We start from the raw sequence: 16,199 nt of genomic DNA, 5'->3' as shown, positions 1-16,199 counted from the left end.
GTGTAAAACCTGCTAGGATATTCCGGCGCTATGGGATGCAGTTAAAAAATGAGCTGGGGGCGGGTATGGCGAGGCGAAGAAGACAAAGTGGTTTTGAGGACCTTGTTGAAATTGCATCAAAATTCTCATGGAAAACTTGTCTGCTTCTGGCTGTGGGATCTTATATCGTTTTGCATGCTGTCACGGGGATTACAGTTGACCAGCCGGCCACTGTTGGCAACATGGGGAACGTTGCTCTCAACCAATTAGGGGTGACGGTCGCCGTTTTTGCCCAAATGCTTCTGCCACTTGCATTCCTGTTTGGCGCAGTGCTGTCTTTTTTTAAGCAGCGAAAAAACAAACAACTCTACGAATCCATAGCCACCCATTCACCAACGGAAACGAAAAGTTCCGCCTTGCAGGCAGTTGAACGGTTAACCTGGCAGGAATTCGAACTGCTTGTCGGAGAGTCCTTCCGGCGCAAGGGGTATACGGTAAAAGAAACAGGCGGTGGCGGCGCTGACGGCGGTATCGATCTTGAGATGAGTTTGAATGGACAGAAGTATTTGGTGCAGTGCAAGCAATGGAAGGCTTTCAAGGTCGGGGTTGCGGTGGTGCGGGAATTCTTTGGGGTGATGGTGGCAAATGGCGCAAAAGGGGGATTTGTCGTTACCTCCGGTGTCTTTACCGATGACGCAGTGAGCTTTGCCGAAGATAAGAATATTACGCTTATCGATGGTGGTAAGCTGGTGAAGATGATCAATGCTGCCCTGGCCGCTCATCCGCTTGAAAAGAAAAATGTTCCTCCGCCGGGAATTAAAGACACCCCCCGGTCAAACAAAGAGACGAGCGCATCACCGTTTTGCCCGAAATGTAATAATGCTATGGTGAAAAGAACTGCCAGGCAGGGGGCGAATGCCGGGAAAGAGTTTTGGGGGTGCTCGCAGTACCCAAAGTGTAGAAGCGTAGTACCAATAACCATATAACATATTTTGGATGCGGGATAAAATTGGGGAGTGTGCCTAGTTTTGTCCTAGTTTTATCTAGTGTTACTTTCATGCAGTTGTGATCAGCGACAATAAGAAAAAGCTTGCATCCTTTGTTCAGGTTCGATATTTTATGCTAAATTATTACTTAATTTTGAACAACACCCCCAACGCATCTCGTAAGATCTGCGCACCATTGGGGGTTTCTTTTTATGGGGGCTGGTAATGCAATTTACCAAGCCCCCTAAATCTTTTGATGAACAGATTGGCCTGCTTATCGACCGCGGCATGGTAATCACAGACCGCGACCGGGCTAAACGCTATCTCGCCCACCTCAATTACTACCGTCTGGCCGCTTATTGGCTTCCCTACGAGCAAGACCATCCCACTCATCAGTTCAAGCCCGGTACCGACTTTAATCTGATTTTGGAGCACTACATATTTGACCGTGAGTTGCGCCTGTTGGTCATGGATGCAATCGAGCGAGTTGAAGTTTCCCTGCGCACCCGTTGGGCCTATCTCCTTGCGCACACCTATGGGCCTCATGCTCACCTGCAAGGAGATCTCTTCAAGGCAAATTGGAACCACGCGGAAAATATCACCGCACTCAAGGAAACGGTAAATAGAAGTTCCGAGATTTTCATCAAGCACTTCAGAAAATACGACGAAGAACTCCCTCCCCTCTGGGTTGTCTGCGAGGTCATGACTCTGGGGCAACTCTCAAAATGGTACGCCAATCTGAGGCATGGCAGTGACCGCAATGCCATTGCCCATGCCTATGACGTAGACGAGGTGAATCTCACCTCCTTTCTCCATCATCTCAGCATAGTGCGTAATCATTGCGCCCATCATGCCCGGCTCTGGAATCGATTATTTCCCTTTGCCTGGAAACTGCCGCGGAAAAGACCTGCTGATCTACAGGGAAATTTTAACCACACAGACGGGAAACGTCTTTACAATACCCTGGTTATGCTGGCATACCTCATGGATAGCATTAACCAAAATACATGGAAGCAGCGGTTAGCAAACCTTTTTGTCAAGCATCCGGATGTGCGGTCACAAGCCATGGGCTTTCCGGATGATTGGCAAGAGCGACCGTTCTGGGTTGCATGCAATAAGAATTAATAGTGCTGTCGTTGCTAAAAAACTGGGAGTTTAGCGAGATTATATGATCACCGGCGAAATACGATCCAAAATCGATAAAATTTGGGACACCATGTGGTCCGGGGGCATCTCGAACCCGTTGTCGGTCATCGAGCAGTTGACCTACCTGCTTTTCATCAAGCGGCTCGATGAGCTACAGACTTTGAAAGAGAGCAAGGCGGCCCGCACCGGCAAGCCCATTGAGGAGCCGGTTTTCTCCAAAGCCCAGGACAACCTGCGCTGGTCGCGCTTTAAAGAGACGGCGCCGGATAAGATGTTCGTCACGCTGCGCGACGAGGTTTTTCCCTTCATCAAGCAGCTCGGCAACAACGGCGACCGCGACCCGGAAGACTCCACCTACACCCACCACATGAAGGACGCCCTGTTCATGATGCCGACCCCTCGAGTGCTGGCCAACGTGGTCGATCAGCTCGACTCCATCGAGATGGCAGACACCGATACCAAGGGCGACCTCTACGAGTACATGCTCGGCAAGATTGCCACCGCCGGGCAGAACGGCCAGTTCCGTACCCCGCGCCATATCATCAAGCTGATGGTGGAGATGACCGCTCCGACTCCGAAAGACAAGATCTGCGACCCGGCCTGCGGCACCGCCGGTTTTTTGATCGCCACCTCGGAGTATCTGGTCAAGCACCACAGCGACGCCATCTACCGTGACGAAGCCTCCCGCCGCCGCTTCAACGAGGGCACCTTTCATGGCTACGACTTCGACTCCACCATGCTCCGCATCGGCAGCATGAACATGCTGCTCCACGGGGTGGAGAACCCGGACATCCGCTACCGCGACTCCCTGGCCCAGGCCGACGATAACGAGGCCGAGAAGTACTCGCTACTCCTCGCCAACCCGCCCTTTGCCGGCAGCCTCGACTACGAGTCCACCGCCAAGGACCTGCTGCAGATCGTTAAAACCAAGAAGACCGAGCTGCTCTTCCTGGCCCTCTTCCTGCGCTTGCTGCAGAGCGGCGGCCGGGCGGCGGTCATCGTGCCGGACGGGGTGCTGTTCGGCTCGTCCAATGCGCATAAGGCCCTGCGTAAAATGCTCGTTGAGGAGCAGAAGCTCGACGGGATCGTCTCCATGCCCTCGGGGGTGTTCAAGCCCTACGCCGGGGTCTCCACCGCCATCCTCTTCTTCACCAAGACCAACTCCGGCGGCACCGACCAGGTCTGGTTCTACGACATGAAATCGGACGGCTTTTCGCTGGACGACAAACGCACCCCGCAGCCGGACAAGAGTGACCTACCGGACATCCTCAGCCGCTGGCAAAACCGCAAGGCGGAAACCAAGCGCAAGCGCACCGAGCAGAGCTTCTGCGTGCCCAAGGTGGAGATCGCCGGGAACGACTACGACCTCTCCATTAACCGCTACAAGGAGGTGGAGTATAAAGCAGTGGACTATGATCCGCCCAAGGTGATCCTGCAGCGGCTGGCCAAGCTGGAGGAGGAGATTGGTGAGGGGCGCGAGGAGCTGGAGGGGTTGTTGGGATGAAGTGGGCAACTGCCACTATCGGGGAAGTGTGCGAAGTAGTTTCTGGCGCAACTCCCAAAACCGGGACCCCGGCATTTTGGGATGGTGACGTGCCTTGGGTTACGCCCAAAGACCTGAGCGACAATGTGCAGAAATATTTGACTGATACACCAAGGAAAATAACGACAGCCGGCCTCAGAAGCTGTTCTGCAAAAATGCTACCTGCTGACTCGGTATTGTTCAGCTCACGTGCGCCGATAGGGCTGGTGGCAATCAATAAAATTCCTGTGTGCACCAACCAGGGCTTTAAGAACATGGTGCCGCGCAACGGCATTCTTTCTCCCGATTACCTTTACTGGTGGTTGGATATACACCGGGAGGACGTTCAACGACTTGGACGCGGAGCAACATTTAAGGAAGTCTCCAAAAAGATTGTTGAGGATATACAAATCCCCCTCCCTCCCCTCGCCGAGCAGAAGCGGATTGCGGTCATCCTGGACGCGGCGGACGGGCTGCGGGCCAAGCGGCGCGAGTCCCTCGCCCAGCTCGACACCCTGCTCCAATCGACCTTCCTCGACATGTTCGGCGATCCCGTGACCAACCCGAAGGGGTGGAGAGTTGTGGATTTCAAAGAGGTCGGGACCAGCCGCCTTGGAAAGATGCTCGATAAAGGTAAGGAGGCCGGGAATTGTCAATTTCCGTACCTTGCGAACTTCAATGTGCAGTGGGGCCGTTTTGTGCTGGACGACCTGAGGCGCATGGACTTTACAGAGAAAGATCGCAAAGAATTTGAACTGAAAGATGGTGATCTTCTAGTTTGCGAGGGCGGTGAAGTTGGAAGGACTGCCATCTGGCGGGGCGAAATGAAGGACGTTTACTTTCAAAAAGCTCTGCATAGAGTAAGGCTGAATCCTTCTAAATCTGTCCCTGAATACGTCCAGCAGTGCATGTGGTTTATGGCTAAGAATGGAGGCTTTCGAGACTTCACTAACTCGGCGACAATTGCGCACCTCACCGGAGTGAAACTCAAGACTGTACCGTTTCCACAGCCTCCTCTCGACCTCCAACACCGCTTCGCCACCATCGTCGAATCAATCGAGCAGCAGAAAGCCCGGCTCCGTAGTCATCTGGCCGAACTCGACACCCTCTTCGCCTCCCTGCAACAGCGCGCCTTCAACGGAGAGCTGTTGCCATGAGCAACTTCACCTTCCTGCCCCAAGAATTTCGCGACATCGCGGAATCCGCCGCCAGAGCGGAAGGCCACATCATGGGCGACCCGCGCGCCGCCTGCTTTCACGCCCGCTTCACCCTGGAGGCGGCGGTGCACTGGCTCTACCGCCACGACCGCAGCCTGCGCATGCCCTACGACAACAGCCTCGGGGCGCTGCTGCACGAACCCTCCTTCCAGAACCTGCTACCGCAGCCGGTCTTTCAGAAAGCCCGCGTCATCCAGAAGCTCGGCAACCAAGCCGTCCACAGCCAGAGACCGGTGCGCCAGTACGACGCTCTGCAGGTGGTGAAAGAGTTGCACCATATCTGCTACTGGCTGGTGCGCACCTATGCCCCCGCCACCCCTCTTGCCGGGGTGATCTGGCAGGACGACCGGGTGCCGAAACCGGCGAAAGCCGAGGAAGTCGTCTCCCGCAAGGAACTGGAGAAGCTGGAAGCGACCCTGGCCGAGCAGAACCGGAAAGACCTCAAGCAACAGCAGGAGCGTGACTCCCTCGATGCCGAACTCCAGAGATTGCGCGAGGAGCTGGCCAAGGTCCGCGCCCAGGCGGAACAGACCGCCGACACCCACGACTACTCCGAGGCAGAGACCCGCAGCTACCTGATCGACGTCGACCTCCTTCGCGCCGGTTGGCCCCTGGATAAAAAACGCGACCGGGAATATGAAGTCATTGGCATGCCGAACAACAAGGGGGTTGGCTACGTCGACTACGTGCTCTGGGGGGATGACGGCAAGCCGCTGGCCGTGGTGGAGGCGAAGAAGACCACTGTCGACCCGCGAGTTGGCCAACAGCAGGCCAAGCTCTATGCCGACTGCCTGGAACAGATGCACGGCCAGAGGCCGCTGATCTTCTATACCAACGGCTACAAGACCCGGCTGTGGGACGATCTGAGCTATCCGCCGCGCCGGGTGGCCGGGTTCTACAAGAAGGACGAGCTGCAACGGTTGATCCTGCGCCGCAGCCAGAAAAACAATCTCGATGTCGCCCAGATCAAGGACGGTATTGTCGAGCGTTACTACCAGAAGCGCGCCATCGGCTCCATCTTCAACCAGTTCACCCAGGCCAGACGCAAGGCGCTGCTGGTGATGGCCACCGGCACCGGCAAGACCCGGACCGCCATTGCCCTGGTGGACGTGCTGCAACGGGCGGGCTGGGTCAAGCGGGCGCTCTTTTTGGCCGACCGGGTGTCGCTGGTCAACCAGGCGGTCGGGGCCTTCAAGGCGCATCTGCCGGAATCGAGCCCGGTCAACCTGGTCACCGAAAGGGATACCGAGGGCAGGGTCTACGTCTGTACCTACCCGACCATGCTGAACCTGATCGACCAGACCGATGGCGGCGAGGCCCGTTTCGGGGTCGGCCACTTCGATCTGGTGATAATCGACGAGGCGCACCGCTCGGTCTACCAGAAGTACGGGGCGATCTTCCGCTACTTCGATTCCATGCTGGTGGGTCTCACCGCCACGCCACGGGAAGAGGTGGACCACAACACCTACGATTTGTTCGAGCTGGAGCCGGGGGTGCCCACCGATGCCTACGAACTGCAGACCGCCGTTGCCGATGGCTTCCTGGTGCCGCCCAGGGCGCAGCAGGTCGACCTCAAGTTTCCCCGCGAGGGGATCGACTACGAGTCGCTCAGCGAGGAAGAAAAGGAGCAGTGGGAGAGCCTCGACTGGGGGGATGACGCCGACGAGCGCGGCATGCCGACCCAGGTCAATGCAACGGCGATCAACAACTGGCTGTTCAACCGGGACACGGTGGACAAGGTTCTCCAGCACCTGATGGAGCACGGCCACAAGGTCGATGGCGGCGATCGGTTGGCCAAGACCATCATCTTTGCCCGCAACCATAAGCATGCCGAGTTCATCGAGGAGCGCTTCAATCACCATTACCCGCACTACAAAGGGCACTTCGCACGGATCATCGACAACTACGCCACGTACCCCCAGAGCCTGATCGACGACTTTTCACAGAAGGGCAAGGCACCGCACATCGCCATCTCGGTGGATATGCTCGACACCGGTATCGACGTGCCCGAGGTGGCCAATCTGGCCTTCTTTAAACCGGTGTACTCTAAGATCAAATTCTGGCAGATGATCGGACGCGGCACCCGCCTGTGCCCCGAGTTGTTCGGCCCGGATGAAGACAAAGAGGACTTCCGCGTTTTCGACTTCTGCTTCAATTTCGACTTTTTTAACGAGAATCCGCAGGGCATCGAAGGCGGCGGCGGGGTGCCTCTGGCCATCCGTTTGTTCCGAGCCCGTGTGCAGTTGCTGGGGCAGATGCAGCAGTTGCCGGAACTGGACCCCGAAGCCAAACTGCGTGAAGGGATCACCTCGGGGCTCCACGAGGAAGTTACCGCCATGAACCGGGAGAACTTCATCGTTCGCATGCACCTGGAGGCGGTGGAGAAGTATCAGGATCGCGGGGCCTGGGACAAGCTCGGGGAAGAGGACCGCGAGGTGTTGCAGCGCGAGGTTGCCTGTCTGCCGAGCGAGCTTGCAACCGACGAGATCGAATCGCGCATGTTCGACCTCACCGTGCTGCGCATGCAGCTCGCCCTGGCTCAGAACGAACCCAACACCTTGGAGCGGCATCGTCAGAAGGTGGTTGAGATTGCCATGCTGCTTGAGGAAAAGGCGACCATCCCGGCGGTCAAGGCGCAGTTGAGCTACCTGGCTGCACTTCAGGAAACCGGCTTCTGGGAAGGGCTCAACCTGGAGATGCTGGAGGAGATGCGGTTGCGGCTACGCAACCTGGTGGTGTTCCTCGACAAGAAGAAGCGCAAGATCGTCTACACAGACTTCAAGGACGAGGTGCTGGGGGTGCGGGAGCCCGAGGCTGTTTATATGCCCAGGATGACCGGGGCGCAGTATGAAAAGAAGGTCAGGGACTATCTGCGTAATCATCTGAACCATCTCGTGATCCACCGCCTGCGAACCAACCAGCCGCTGACCGAGACGGACCTGAAGGGATTGGAGCAGGCCCTGTGCGAGATCGGCGAAGAAGACGGCCAGACCTTGCTCAGCAGTTTGCTGGCTCGCAGCGGCGCCCCTTCACTGGCCTGGTTCGTGCGCAGCCTGGTCGGCATGGACCGGGCCGTGGCACAGGCTGCATTCTCGCAATTTTTGAACGACCGCAGCCTCACCGAACCGCAGATGCGCTTCGTGGAGACGATTATCGACCAGCTCACCGCCCGTGGAGTGATGGAAGCCTCGGCGCTCTACGAACCGCCGTTCAGCAACCTGCATGCCGGTGGGCCTGACGCGTTGTTTGCCGACAAGAACAAGGTCATTGACGGAATATTTGGAGCGCTGAATGTCGTTCAGACCGGATTGAAGGGGCAGTTGGCGTAAAAGGCATCGTGGATTAAGGTTTGCCAATCGAGAAGGGGCGAGCCTCAGGGATCACAGGGCACACACCAAACCGCTTGACTCCATAACGTTATGACGTTACATTGCCCACAGGAGGAACAAGCGATGGGCACACTTACCAAAAGAGCAACTGTATATTTTGACCCCGCCATGCACCGGGCGCTTCAGCACAAGGCTCTGGCGACATCCCGATCCCTTTCCGATATTGTCAACGAGGCGATCCACCATGCACTGGCCGAGGACGCTGAAGACTTGGCCGCCTTTGAAGAGCGGCTCAACGAGCCGCTGGTTTCCTACGAAACCGTTCTGAAAGAGCTCAAGGCCAATGGCCGTTTATAACCTCTTTTTTAAGGATTCGGTCAGGAAGGATCTGGATTCCATCCCCAAAAACGACCTGCGACGGATCATCGAAGGGATAGAAAGCCTTGCCGCAAATCCCCGGCCCCTTGGTTGCGAAAAACTCTCCGGCCAGGAAAAATACCGCCTTCGCCAGGGAAATTACCGCATCATCTATTCGATACAAGACACGCAACTGACCGTTTGGGTGGTCAAGGTCGGCCACCGCCGGGAAGTCTACCGAGGCTAAATTTTCTCGCTTCGCCACTCCTCTTTTTTCTGAAAAACCTCGCCCGCGTCTGGGGCGAAGACAAGCTATCCGCTGTGAATGCCTGAAAGCGTGGAAAAAGCAGGGACACTCACCTAGTTTCCTCCACCAAATCAAAGAATCCGGGAATCATCCCCACCTTCATCTTGGACCCACTATGAAAAAAAACTTTAAGTTGACCCACCCAAAGATCAAAATCCCAAGGCTGGTTGAAGCCATCAAATTTGAAGTGAGAAAATACCTAAAAAGAGAACGGAATAAGCCGCTGCCCGATACGGTCGATTTTTGGGATTTTGACTGCCGGTTCGGACCGGATGAGGATAGCGCCGAGGTGATTCATGTCTCCGCCATCAACAAATCCATTGATGGGGCCGAAGCAAAACAACTCGAATCCTTTTACTTGGAAATTCTGGCCAAACCGGGCCGTCGCACCAAAAAGCCCAAGGAAGAGGTGCAAATAGAAGGGGAAGAGGGGGAGTAGAGAACGGAGATCAGTAAACCTGGTTGACTAGTTTAGCTAAATTGCTTGTAATAGCTTTATTAGGAGGTGGTCTTATGGAAATTACAGCCACGGAATTAAAAAATAGGTTCGGGAAATACCTTGATATCTCCAGGGTGGAACCGGTGATTGTTGACAAAACCGGGAGAAAGACAGCGGTGTTGCTCTCTTATGAGGAATACAAACGCCTCACGGAAATGGAAGACGCCTACTGGGCACAGAAAGCTTTTGGGGCGGAGCAGGAAGGGTATGTCGGTACGGAAAAGAGCATGGCCTTTCTGAAAGAGAAGCATGCTTAAGCTCGATCTGACCAAAAGAGCCTTGGGTTTTCTCGAACAGTTGCCGCCGAAGCAGTTCAGACAGGTGGCGAACAAGGGTTTCGGCTTGATGGGAAACCCGGAGCCTCACGACTCAAAAGAGCTGATTGGTTATCCCTTTCGTCGGGCCGATATTGGGGAATATCGGATCGTTTACCGAGTGGAAGATGATATCCTGAAAGTGGCGCTTATCGGCAAGCGTAATGATGATGACGTCTATAGACAGCTGAAACGATAGTAAAAATTGTGGAGAAATGGATAAGAAGAAACACCGTCACCTGGCCTTGCTTCCCGCCTGCCTCGCTTTCTCCGTTTCCCCCAGTTTTAGATACGCCTTTTCCATCAAGAGCCAGTTCTGCCGGATCAAAGCACGGTCCTTGCCGGCCAGGCTTTTCGACTTGATACAGAACTGGACCGCCTGCCGATAATCCTTCTGCCCGTACTTCACCTGACCCATCTCCTGCCAGAGTCTGGCATTGCGGGGTTCAAGCCGGAGGGCGCGTTCCAGCGTCATTTCCGCCTTAGCAAACTGGCCGACCCGCAGATTTTGGCGGGCACTGGCCAGCAAGGTCGCGGCAGCCTTGCCTTCTTTCGGCACCGGTACCGACTCATAGCCGGGAGCCGGAGCTTCACTCGGCGCAGGAGCTTGGCCGGGCCGGGAGCTTGGCGCCGGTGCGCTGGGCTGCTCGACAAGTGTTTTCCCCGCACAGCCGTGCATAACCAGAGTCAAAGCCAGGAGCAACCCGATCTTCACGCCCATCTGCCATAAGTGGTTCCCTGCTTTCCGCTGCATCCCGTTTTTCCTTGTTTCGTGTTTTTCTGCTCAGACAAGCATTCAATTGATTTGGTGACTCAATACGTCATGCCCGAAGGCTTTCGTCGGGCATCCATTTCTTTGGATTCCCGCCTTCGCGGGAATGACGGTTTACAAATCCGCAGCATCGCGGAGAAACCCTTTCTTTCCGGTTCTTCTGCGGCGGTTAATTGAACCAGCCGCGGATCGTGTTCAAGATTCCCGGGCTGCTCTTCTTCTCCTGCCCGGGATCAGACGGGCCGGAAGTCGGGGTTGCCCCCCTGGGCATGGTGCCTGGGGCAAAGGGGAGGATCAGATTGGTACGGGGGGTATCCGCGGAGGGGGAATAGCTTCCCGCATCCAGCCTGGCCCATTCGATCCCCTCCGGCTCAATCAGCTCCAGGGGCTGGGGCTGGAGCGACTGCATGATCCTGCCCCACACCACCATGGCGCCGCTGGCCCCGGTAAGCCCGGTCGGCTTGTTATCGTCGCGGCCGAGCCAGACCACAGCCAGCCGGTTTCCGGTGAAGCCGGCAAACCAGCTGTCCCGCAGCTCATCCGTGGTTCCGGTCTTGCCGGCAGCCCCCACCGAGGGTGGCAGATACTGGGCCAGCGACCGGGCGGTGCCCTCGCTCACCACCCGCTGTAAGGCGGTATTGAGCAGAAAGATCTCCTGGGGGGCAAAATGCTGCTCCACGGTGAGGCCGTAACGCTGGAGCAGCGTGTTCTCCACGGTCAGCACGCTGCTGATGCACCGCTGCGGCTGATGGAAACCTCCCGTGGCAAAGAGCTGATAGAGCTGGGCCACCTCAAGGGGAGAGAGCTCCGCCGTGCCCAGGAGGAAGGAAGGGTAGGGCTTGAAATCCCGGGTGATCCCGGCCCGCTTGAGATTGGCCACCACCTTTGCCACCCCGACATCCATGCCGATCTTGACCGTAGCCAGATTATAGGAATGGGCCAGCGCGTCATAGAAGGGCACCGTCCCATGCTCTTGCTTGTCATAATTTTCCGGGCGCCATGCCTTGGCCCCGGCAGTTTTCAGGTTGAAGGAGGTGTCCGCCACCGGGGTTGCCAGGGTGTAGCCGTTGCTCAGGGCCGTCAGATAGACGAGCGGCTTGATGAGCGAGCCGATGGGGCGCTGGGCATCCAGGGCCCGGTTGAACCCGGGTTGCATGGCGTTGCGGCTTCCCGCCAGGGCGAGGATCTCCCCGCCCTCCCGGCTGCTGACAATCACCGCCCCCTCAAGTTTGCTGGTCCCTCGCCGTTTTTCCAGGGCCGGCAGGGTTTGCCGGAGATTGATCTCCACTTGCTGCTGCACCTGGGGATCGAGGGTGGTGAGGATCTTCAAGCCATTGGAGGTGAGATCTGCCTCGCGATACTCCCGGGTCAGCTGGCGGCGCACCAGTTCGAGAAAATCGGGATAGCGGTTAAAGCCGCTCTGCACCGAGCTGCTCTCCTCCAGGCCGGCAGCCATGGCAATGCGGTATGCCTTCTCGGTGATCACCCCTTCTTTACGCATCACCTCGAGGACCAACTGCTGCCGCAGCAGGGCGCGCTTGGGGTCTTGGCGCGGATCATAATAGGAAGGGCCCTTGATCATCCCCACCAGCATGGCAATCTGACCAGGGGAAAGATCCTGCAATTCGCGGCGGAAATAGAACTGGCTCGCCAAGCCGAAACCATGCACCGACCTGCCCCGGTCCTGGCCGAGAAAAATCTCATTGGCATAGGCGGTGAGGATCTCGTCCTTGCTGTAATGCGCCTCCAGCAGCAGGGCCATGATCGCCTCATTGACCTTGCGCTGCAGGGTGCGCTCGTTATTGAGGAAAAAGTTTTTCACCAGCTGCTGGGTCAGGGTGCTGCCGCCCTGTACCGTTTTGCCGGCGCGGATATTGGCGAACATAGCCCGCAGGATTCCCAGCGGATCGACGCCGGAATGGCTGTAAAAATGTCGGTCCTCCACCGCGAGCAGGGTCTTGACCAGCAGCTCGGGAAGCTCATTGCGCTTGTAGATCACCCGGTCTTCGTTTTCCAGGGGATGAAAACTGCCGATCCGGGCCGGATCGATGCGGGCCAGGCTGATTTCCGCCCCGCTCTGGGTCGCGGAGATCTGCTTGATTGCGGAACCGTCAAACTCCACCGTGAGGTGGGCCGATTTTTCCAAGCCGTCGGGAAAGGCAAAATCCCGGGTCACCAGATGCATGACTTGGCCTGTCCGGTCATAGCCGCCCGGATCTTTTGCCGCCTTGTCCCGCCGATAGCCGCCGAGCTCCAGTTCTTCTGCCAGCATGGCCGGAGTGAGCACTAGGCCGGGATACAACTCCAGGGGTCGGGCATAGACCACGGCGGGCAGGGCCCAGCGCTTGCCGTCAAATTTGAGGCGGATCACCCGGTCCAGATACATGACGTAGAGGACAAGGGCCGCCAGGAGCAGAAGCGTCGCTGTCAGCAGGATCTTGAGCAGACTCCAGCGACGTCTCCTGCTGCCCTTGCCCCCCTTCTTTTTCGGGAATAATTTTTTCTGAGCCAATTTTTTCCGCTCCCTTCAAGCCAGCAAGGTATTTTTCAGTCAATAGCTATTGCTTTCTGCTTGACCCGCAAGAATATGTCCGCGTACGGGTAAGTCCTGCATGATACCCATAATTGCCTGTAAATAAAATCACTCATGCAGCTCCTTGAGATTTAGGACAGGGTTGGCGCAAAAAAAAATGGTCCCTGTCGGGCAGAAGAGCGAAAGCGGGGTGGCCGAGTTTCCGCGCTACCTGGGGCAAGAGGAGGTTGAATGCGGAGCTTCCGTGCTCTCTTCAAGGCGGTGCGGGGAAATCGGGGTCAGGTCTTGAAAGGCGATTTTTGGGGTATGGCGGCGTTCGTCTTGCTGAACGGGAGGCACTTCTCAAAGCAGATTGTAGTTGGCCTTCATCTCCTGATAGATCATGGAGGAAACGTGGCGGATCACGTTGCCCCGGGCCATTGCCCAGTGCCCGTAGTTGCCGGTCGCCCGTTGTTTCTCGATGATCCCCACCACCACATAGGGATAGCGGCGGCCGTTTTGCCCCTTGGGGGCCAGGATGCCCATGTCCCCGCAGAGTTTTGCGGTGCTGCCGGTCTTGTTGTAGACCAGGGTGCCTTGGGGAATCGGGGTGCCGGAGTAGAGGCGGTCGCGGCCGGGCAGGGCCATCAGCCTCCGCAGCTCTTTGCCTTGGGGGAGTTCCTTGCGCCAGAGCGCTACGAGGAAGCGGCCGTAATCCTTGGCCGAGGCCTTGTTGCGGTAGGTTCTCCCGCCGCCGGGGATGTATTCGACAATGCTGGTTTCCTTGAGCAGATGGCCGTAATGGCTGCTGAGGATCTTCTGCGCCGCTCTCGGGCCGCCCACCTGCTTTAAGACCCAGTTGGTGGCCGCGTTGTTGCTGTGCTGGATCATCGCCTCCATTTTCCGCCGGGCCTTGGAGGTGTATTTCAGTTTCCCCTCCTTGAATTGGTGGAAATAGGCGAGGGCGATGAGCGGCTTGATCATGCTCGCCGCCTGGTAGGGTCTGTCGACGTTGATATCGACAATGGTTTCCCCCTTGGTCAGATCGATGACCAGCCAGCCGGTTTTTTCATCCTGGGCCACCTGGCCGGTGCGCCGCAACTCGGCGATATACTCCTCCAGCTGTTTTTTCAGTGTGCCGTTGGTTTTGCCCCCAATTTCCGTGAAGCATTGTTTCTTCACCCCGGTGAGCACGGGCACCGCATCGGCCGCTGGTTTCTTCTTTTCGGCCACCTGGGGTTCCGGTAGGCATGGTCCGGGAGCGGCTTCGCTTGCTTTTTCTTCGTGGTCCAGGAGGCTCGACTCGCCGAAAACCACCTCGTTGTTGTCCTCCCGGGTGATGGAGGCGGAGAGGTGGATCTTGCTCAGGATCTTGGCGTGCTTGCGGGCCACAGCCATGGCCGAGACTTTATCGGTTTGCCGCCGGTAGATCAGGGTGTATTTGCCGTCGCCGCTCTTTTCGATGAAGAGCTCTTTGCCGACCTCTGCCCCGAGGTAGCTGTTGATGAGCTTGTACTGCTCGTGCAGCGCCTCGAGGTTGGCGCCGTGGCCGTAGGAGACGTTGTAGAGTTCGTGGTAGTCTTCATCCTTGATCGCCCTGGCGTCGCCCAGCTCGACCTTACTGAGGAGGACGCTGTGGCGCACCGCCATCTTGGCGGCGGCCAGGGCGGTGGTGTTGCAGTCGTAGATGATCCCGTACTGGTCGCCGCGCTGGATCAGGCGCAAGTGTCTGCCGACCTCGTCGCCGAGCTGGCCTTCCAGCTCCTCTTTGTAATCCTGGAGGTTGCTCAGGTCCTTGTCCCAGATATAGAGCACGTCGTAGCGGCTGGCGGGCGGGACCGATTTGGCCGAGGAGACCACCGGCAGGAGGAGCAGGGCCAGGAGAAAGAGGGAGGCTGCCATTTGACGGAGGTTGGGTTGGATATTTTTGCGCATCATGGGCTTGTTGCAAGTGTTGGTTGTTTTTGCTGCGGGTGATGTCTGTTGGTTTTTAATAAGCATTACTCCTTATGAGAACCCACTCGGCCCGGAATTGCAAGGGGTTGGGGGATATTTCTTGTCTGGGCAACGGAATTGCCTTGCCAAGCGGGGGTGTTTTAAGGGATTTTTTAGAGGAAGAGATTTTTGCACTATTCCTCAATAGCGATCAACAAGGCATGGCAGCAATCCTGAGCCCTGTCGAAGGGTGTGTCCGTCCCTCTCCGCCCCACGGCTGCGTGCCAATGGGATTGAACCTGCGAAAAATCAAAACAAAAGGAGATCACGATGAAAATCGATTGGGCTTATCTGCGCAAGGGGTGAACATCCTGCAAGAATGCTCGGGAGGTTCTTGAGCGGGAAAAGGCGGTGCTGGCCGAGGTGGTGGACGCCCGCACGGTGCGGCTGGATGCGGCGGCGGCTTGGGCGTTGCTGCACAAGGCGGCGAAGATCACCGTGGCCAAGGGCAAGGCGGTTTCGGAGCTGAATCCGCAGCAGGAGGGGAAGGAGGCGGTCCTTAAGCTTGTGATGGGGCCGAGCGGCAATCTCCGCGCCCCGACCTTGCGGGTCGGCGACGCCTTTGTGGTTGGCTTTCACCCTGATTTTTATCAGCACTGGCTGGCGGGGAAATAGGGGGCGGGGGGGCTGTACAAAAAAACAGGGCCGAAGAATCGACCCTGCTTCCTGAGGAGTAGCCTCACACAAAGTATACGAGCGTTGTGGCTGCCGTTTTTATTTGTAAGGTTAGGCACTCCCTCATTAGCTTTAGTCTAGGCCTTCTCAAAAGAAGAAGTAAAGCACTATTTTCGCGAAAAAGCGGTTTGCCTGTTTCAAGGCCGGACCGCTCAAACCTTACACTTGCCGCCTTCGATCTTGGGAAACCCCTGCAGGTTGAAGCTCTGGCCGCAGCCGCAGGTGGTTTTCGTATTGGCGTTGGTGAACTGCAAGCCGCCGTTGAGCAGCTCGTCGGAGTAATCGATGACCAGCCCGTCGAGAAACTGCACACTGGGTGCATCGGTCACGATCCGGATCGCACCCGCCGTATGGACCACACTCTCATTGGGCTGCATCTCCTTGGCGATGGCCGCCCCGTAGGTCAGACCGGCACACCCCCCTTCCTTGACGAAGACCCGGAGGAACTCCCCCGGGGTCAGCTTGCTGTTCAGCATCGTTGCTGCTTTTTCTTTGATGGTGATATGCATGGAAAAACCTCCTCGGTTATTTTTTTGATCCGCATACAAGTACTATTGGCAGGGGGGAGGGGAATGTCAAGGTTGCGCCA

Annotated in this window: 16 protein-coding genes; 12 read left to right on the top strand and 4 right to left on the bottom strand. The window is 57.0% G+C overall.

Annotated elements, in window-relative coordinates; translation table 11 throughout:
* The first annotated feature begins 35 nt into the window (after positions 1-35).
* The 10 genes from OLX77_RS12425 to OLX77_RS12380 all read left to right on the top strand — a co-directional run bounded on the left by OLX77_RS12425 (position 36) and on the right by OLX77_RS12380 (position 9,855).
* Positions 36-965 carry a restriction endonuclease gene (locus tag OLX77_RS12425; RefSeq protein ID WP_307633929.1) on the top strand — a complete coding sequence of 310 codons (930 nt, stop codon included), beginning with the start codon at positions 36-38 and terminating at the stop codon, positions 963-965.
* Between the two features lie 225 nt (positions 966-1,190).
* Positions 1,191-2,090: an Abi family protein gene (locus tag OLX77_RS12420; RefSeq protein WP_307633928.1), complete on the top strand. Its 900-nt coding sequence runs from the start codon at positions 1,191-1,193 to the stop codon at positions 2,088-2,090.
* 43 nt (positions 2,091-2,133) lie between these two features.
* Positions 2,134-3,615 (top strand): type I restriction-modification system subunit M, encoded by a 1,482-nt coding sequence (locus tag OLX77_RS12415; protein ID WP_307633927.1) that lies wholly within the window; start codon positions 2,134-2,136, stop codon positions 3,613-3,615.
* Positions 3,612-4,790 carry a restriction endonuclease subunit S gene (locus OLX77_RS12410; RefSeq protein ID WP_307633926.1) on the top strand — a complete coding sequence of 393 codons (1,179 nt, stop codon included), beginning with the start codon at positions 3,612-3,614 and terminating at the stop codon, positions 4,788-4,790. Before OLX77_RS12415 ends, OLX77_RS12410 begins: the two co-directional genes overlap by 4 nt.
* Complete coding sequence (locus tag OLX77_RS12405; RefSeq protein ID WP_307633925.1) at positions 4,787-8,179, top strand: DEAD/DEAH box helicase family protein; 3,393 nt, start codon at positions 4,787-4,789, stop codon at positions 8,177-8,179. The genes OLX77_RS12410 and OLX77_RS12405 overlap by 4 nt, the downstream gene beginning before the upstream one ends.
* 123 nt (positions 8,180-8,302) lie before the next feature.
* Entirely contained in the window at positions 8,303-8,536 is a 234-nt protein-coding gene (locus OLX77_RS12400; RefSeq protein WP_307633924.1) for an RH3 domain-containing protein, read from the top strand.
* Complete coding sequence (locus OLX77_RS12395) at positions 8,523-8,783, top strand: type II toxin-antitoxin system RelE family toxin (protein WP_307633923.1); 261 nt, start codon at positions 8,523-8,525, stop codon at positions 8,781-8,783. The genes OLX77_RS12400 and OLX77_RS12395 overlap by 14 nt, the downstream gene beginning before the upstream one ends.
* 175 nt (positions 8,784-8,958) lie before the next feature.
* Positions 8,959-9,282: a DUF6172 family protein gene (locus OLX77_RS12390; RefSeq protein WP_307633922.1), complete on the top strand. Its 324-nt coding sequence runs from the start codon at positions 8,959-8,961 to the stop codon at positions 9,280-9,282.
* A gap of 74 nt (positions 9,283-9,356) precedes the next feature.
* Positions 9,357-9,599, top strand: a complete 243-nt coding sequence (locus OLX77_RS12385) for a type II toxin-antitoxin system Phd/YefM family antitoxin (RefSeq protein ID WP_307633921.1) — start codon at positions 9,357-9,359, stop codon at positions 9,597-9,599.
* Positions 9,592-9,855, top strand: coding sequence for a type II toxin-antitoxin system RelE family toxin (locus tag OLX77_RS12380; protein ID WP_307633920.1), 264 nt, complete (start codon positions 9,592-9,594; stop codon positions 9,853-9,855). The genes OLX77_RS12385 and OLX77_RS12380 overlap by 8 nt, the downstream gene beginning before the upstream one ends.
* Before the next feature lie 36 nt (positions 9,856-9,891).
* Here OLX77_RS12380 and OLX77_RS12375 read toward each other — a convergent pair whose 3' ends face one another.
* The 3 genes from OLX77_RS12375 to OLX77_RS12365 form a co-directional block, all read right to left on the bottom strand.
* Positions 9,892-10,410: a tetratricopeptide repeat protein gene (locus OLX77_RS12375; RefSeq protein ID WP_307633919.1), complete on the bottom strand. Its 519-nt coding sequence runs from the start codon at positions 10,408-10,410 to the stop codon at positions 9,892-9,894.
* A 187-nt stretch (positions 10,411-10,597) separates the two neighbouring features.
* Complete coding sequence (mrcB, locus tag OLX77_RS12370; RefSeq protein ID WP_307633918.1) at positions 10,598-12,940, bottom strand: penicillin-binding protein 1B; 2,343 nt, start codon at positions 12,938-12,940, stop codon at positions 10,598-10,600.
* Positions 12,941-13,303: 363 nt separating this feature from the next.
* A complete protein-coding gene (locus OLX77_RS12365) occupies positions 13,304-14,878 on the bottom strand; it encodes a serine hydrolase (protein WP_307633917.1) in 1,575 nt (524 codons plus the stop codon).
* Between the two features lie 104 nt (positions 14,879-14,982).
* Here OLX77_RS12365 and OLX77_RS12360 point away from each other — a divergent pair, with 104 nt between their 5' ends.
* Together OLX77_RS12360 and OLX77_RS12355 are read left to right on the top strand one after the other, a co-directional pair.
* Positions 14,983-15,273, top strand: coding sequence for a hypothetical protein (locus OLX77_RS12360; protein WP_307633916.1), 291 nt, complete (start codon positions 14,983-14,985; stop codon positions 15,271-15,273).
* A gap of 13 nt (positions 15,274-15,286) precedes the next feature.
* A complete protein-coding gene (locus tag OLX77_RS12355; RefSeq protein ID WP_307633915.1) occupies positions 15,287-15,550 on the top strand; it encodes a hypothetical protein in 264 nt (87 codons plus the stop codon).
* A 212-nt stretch (positions 15,551-15,762) separates the two neighbouring features.
* Here the strand turns inward: OLX77_RS12355 and OLX77_RS12350 are convergent, their stop codons facing one another.
* Positions 15,763-16,119 carry a HesB/IscA family protein gene (locus OLX77_RS12350; RefSeq protein WP_307633914.1) on the bottom strand — a complete coding sequence of 119 codons (357 nt, stop codon included), beginning with the start codon at positions 16,117-16,119 and terminating at the stop codon, positions 15,763-15,765.
* Positions 16,120-16,199: the final 80 nt, after the last annotated feature.

The organism is Thiovibrio frasassiensis (genome assembly GCF_029607905.1).
Lineage (GTDB): Bacteria > Desulfobacterota > Desulfobulbia > Desulfobulbales > Desulfurivibrionaceae > Thiovibrio > Thiovibrio frasassiensis.
This window is presented reverse-complemented; position numbering and strand designations above follow the sequence as displayed.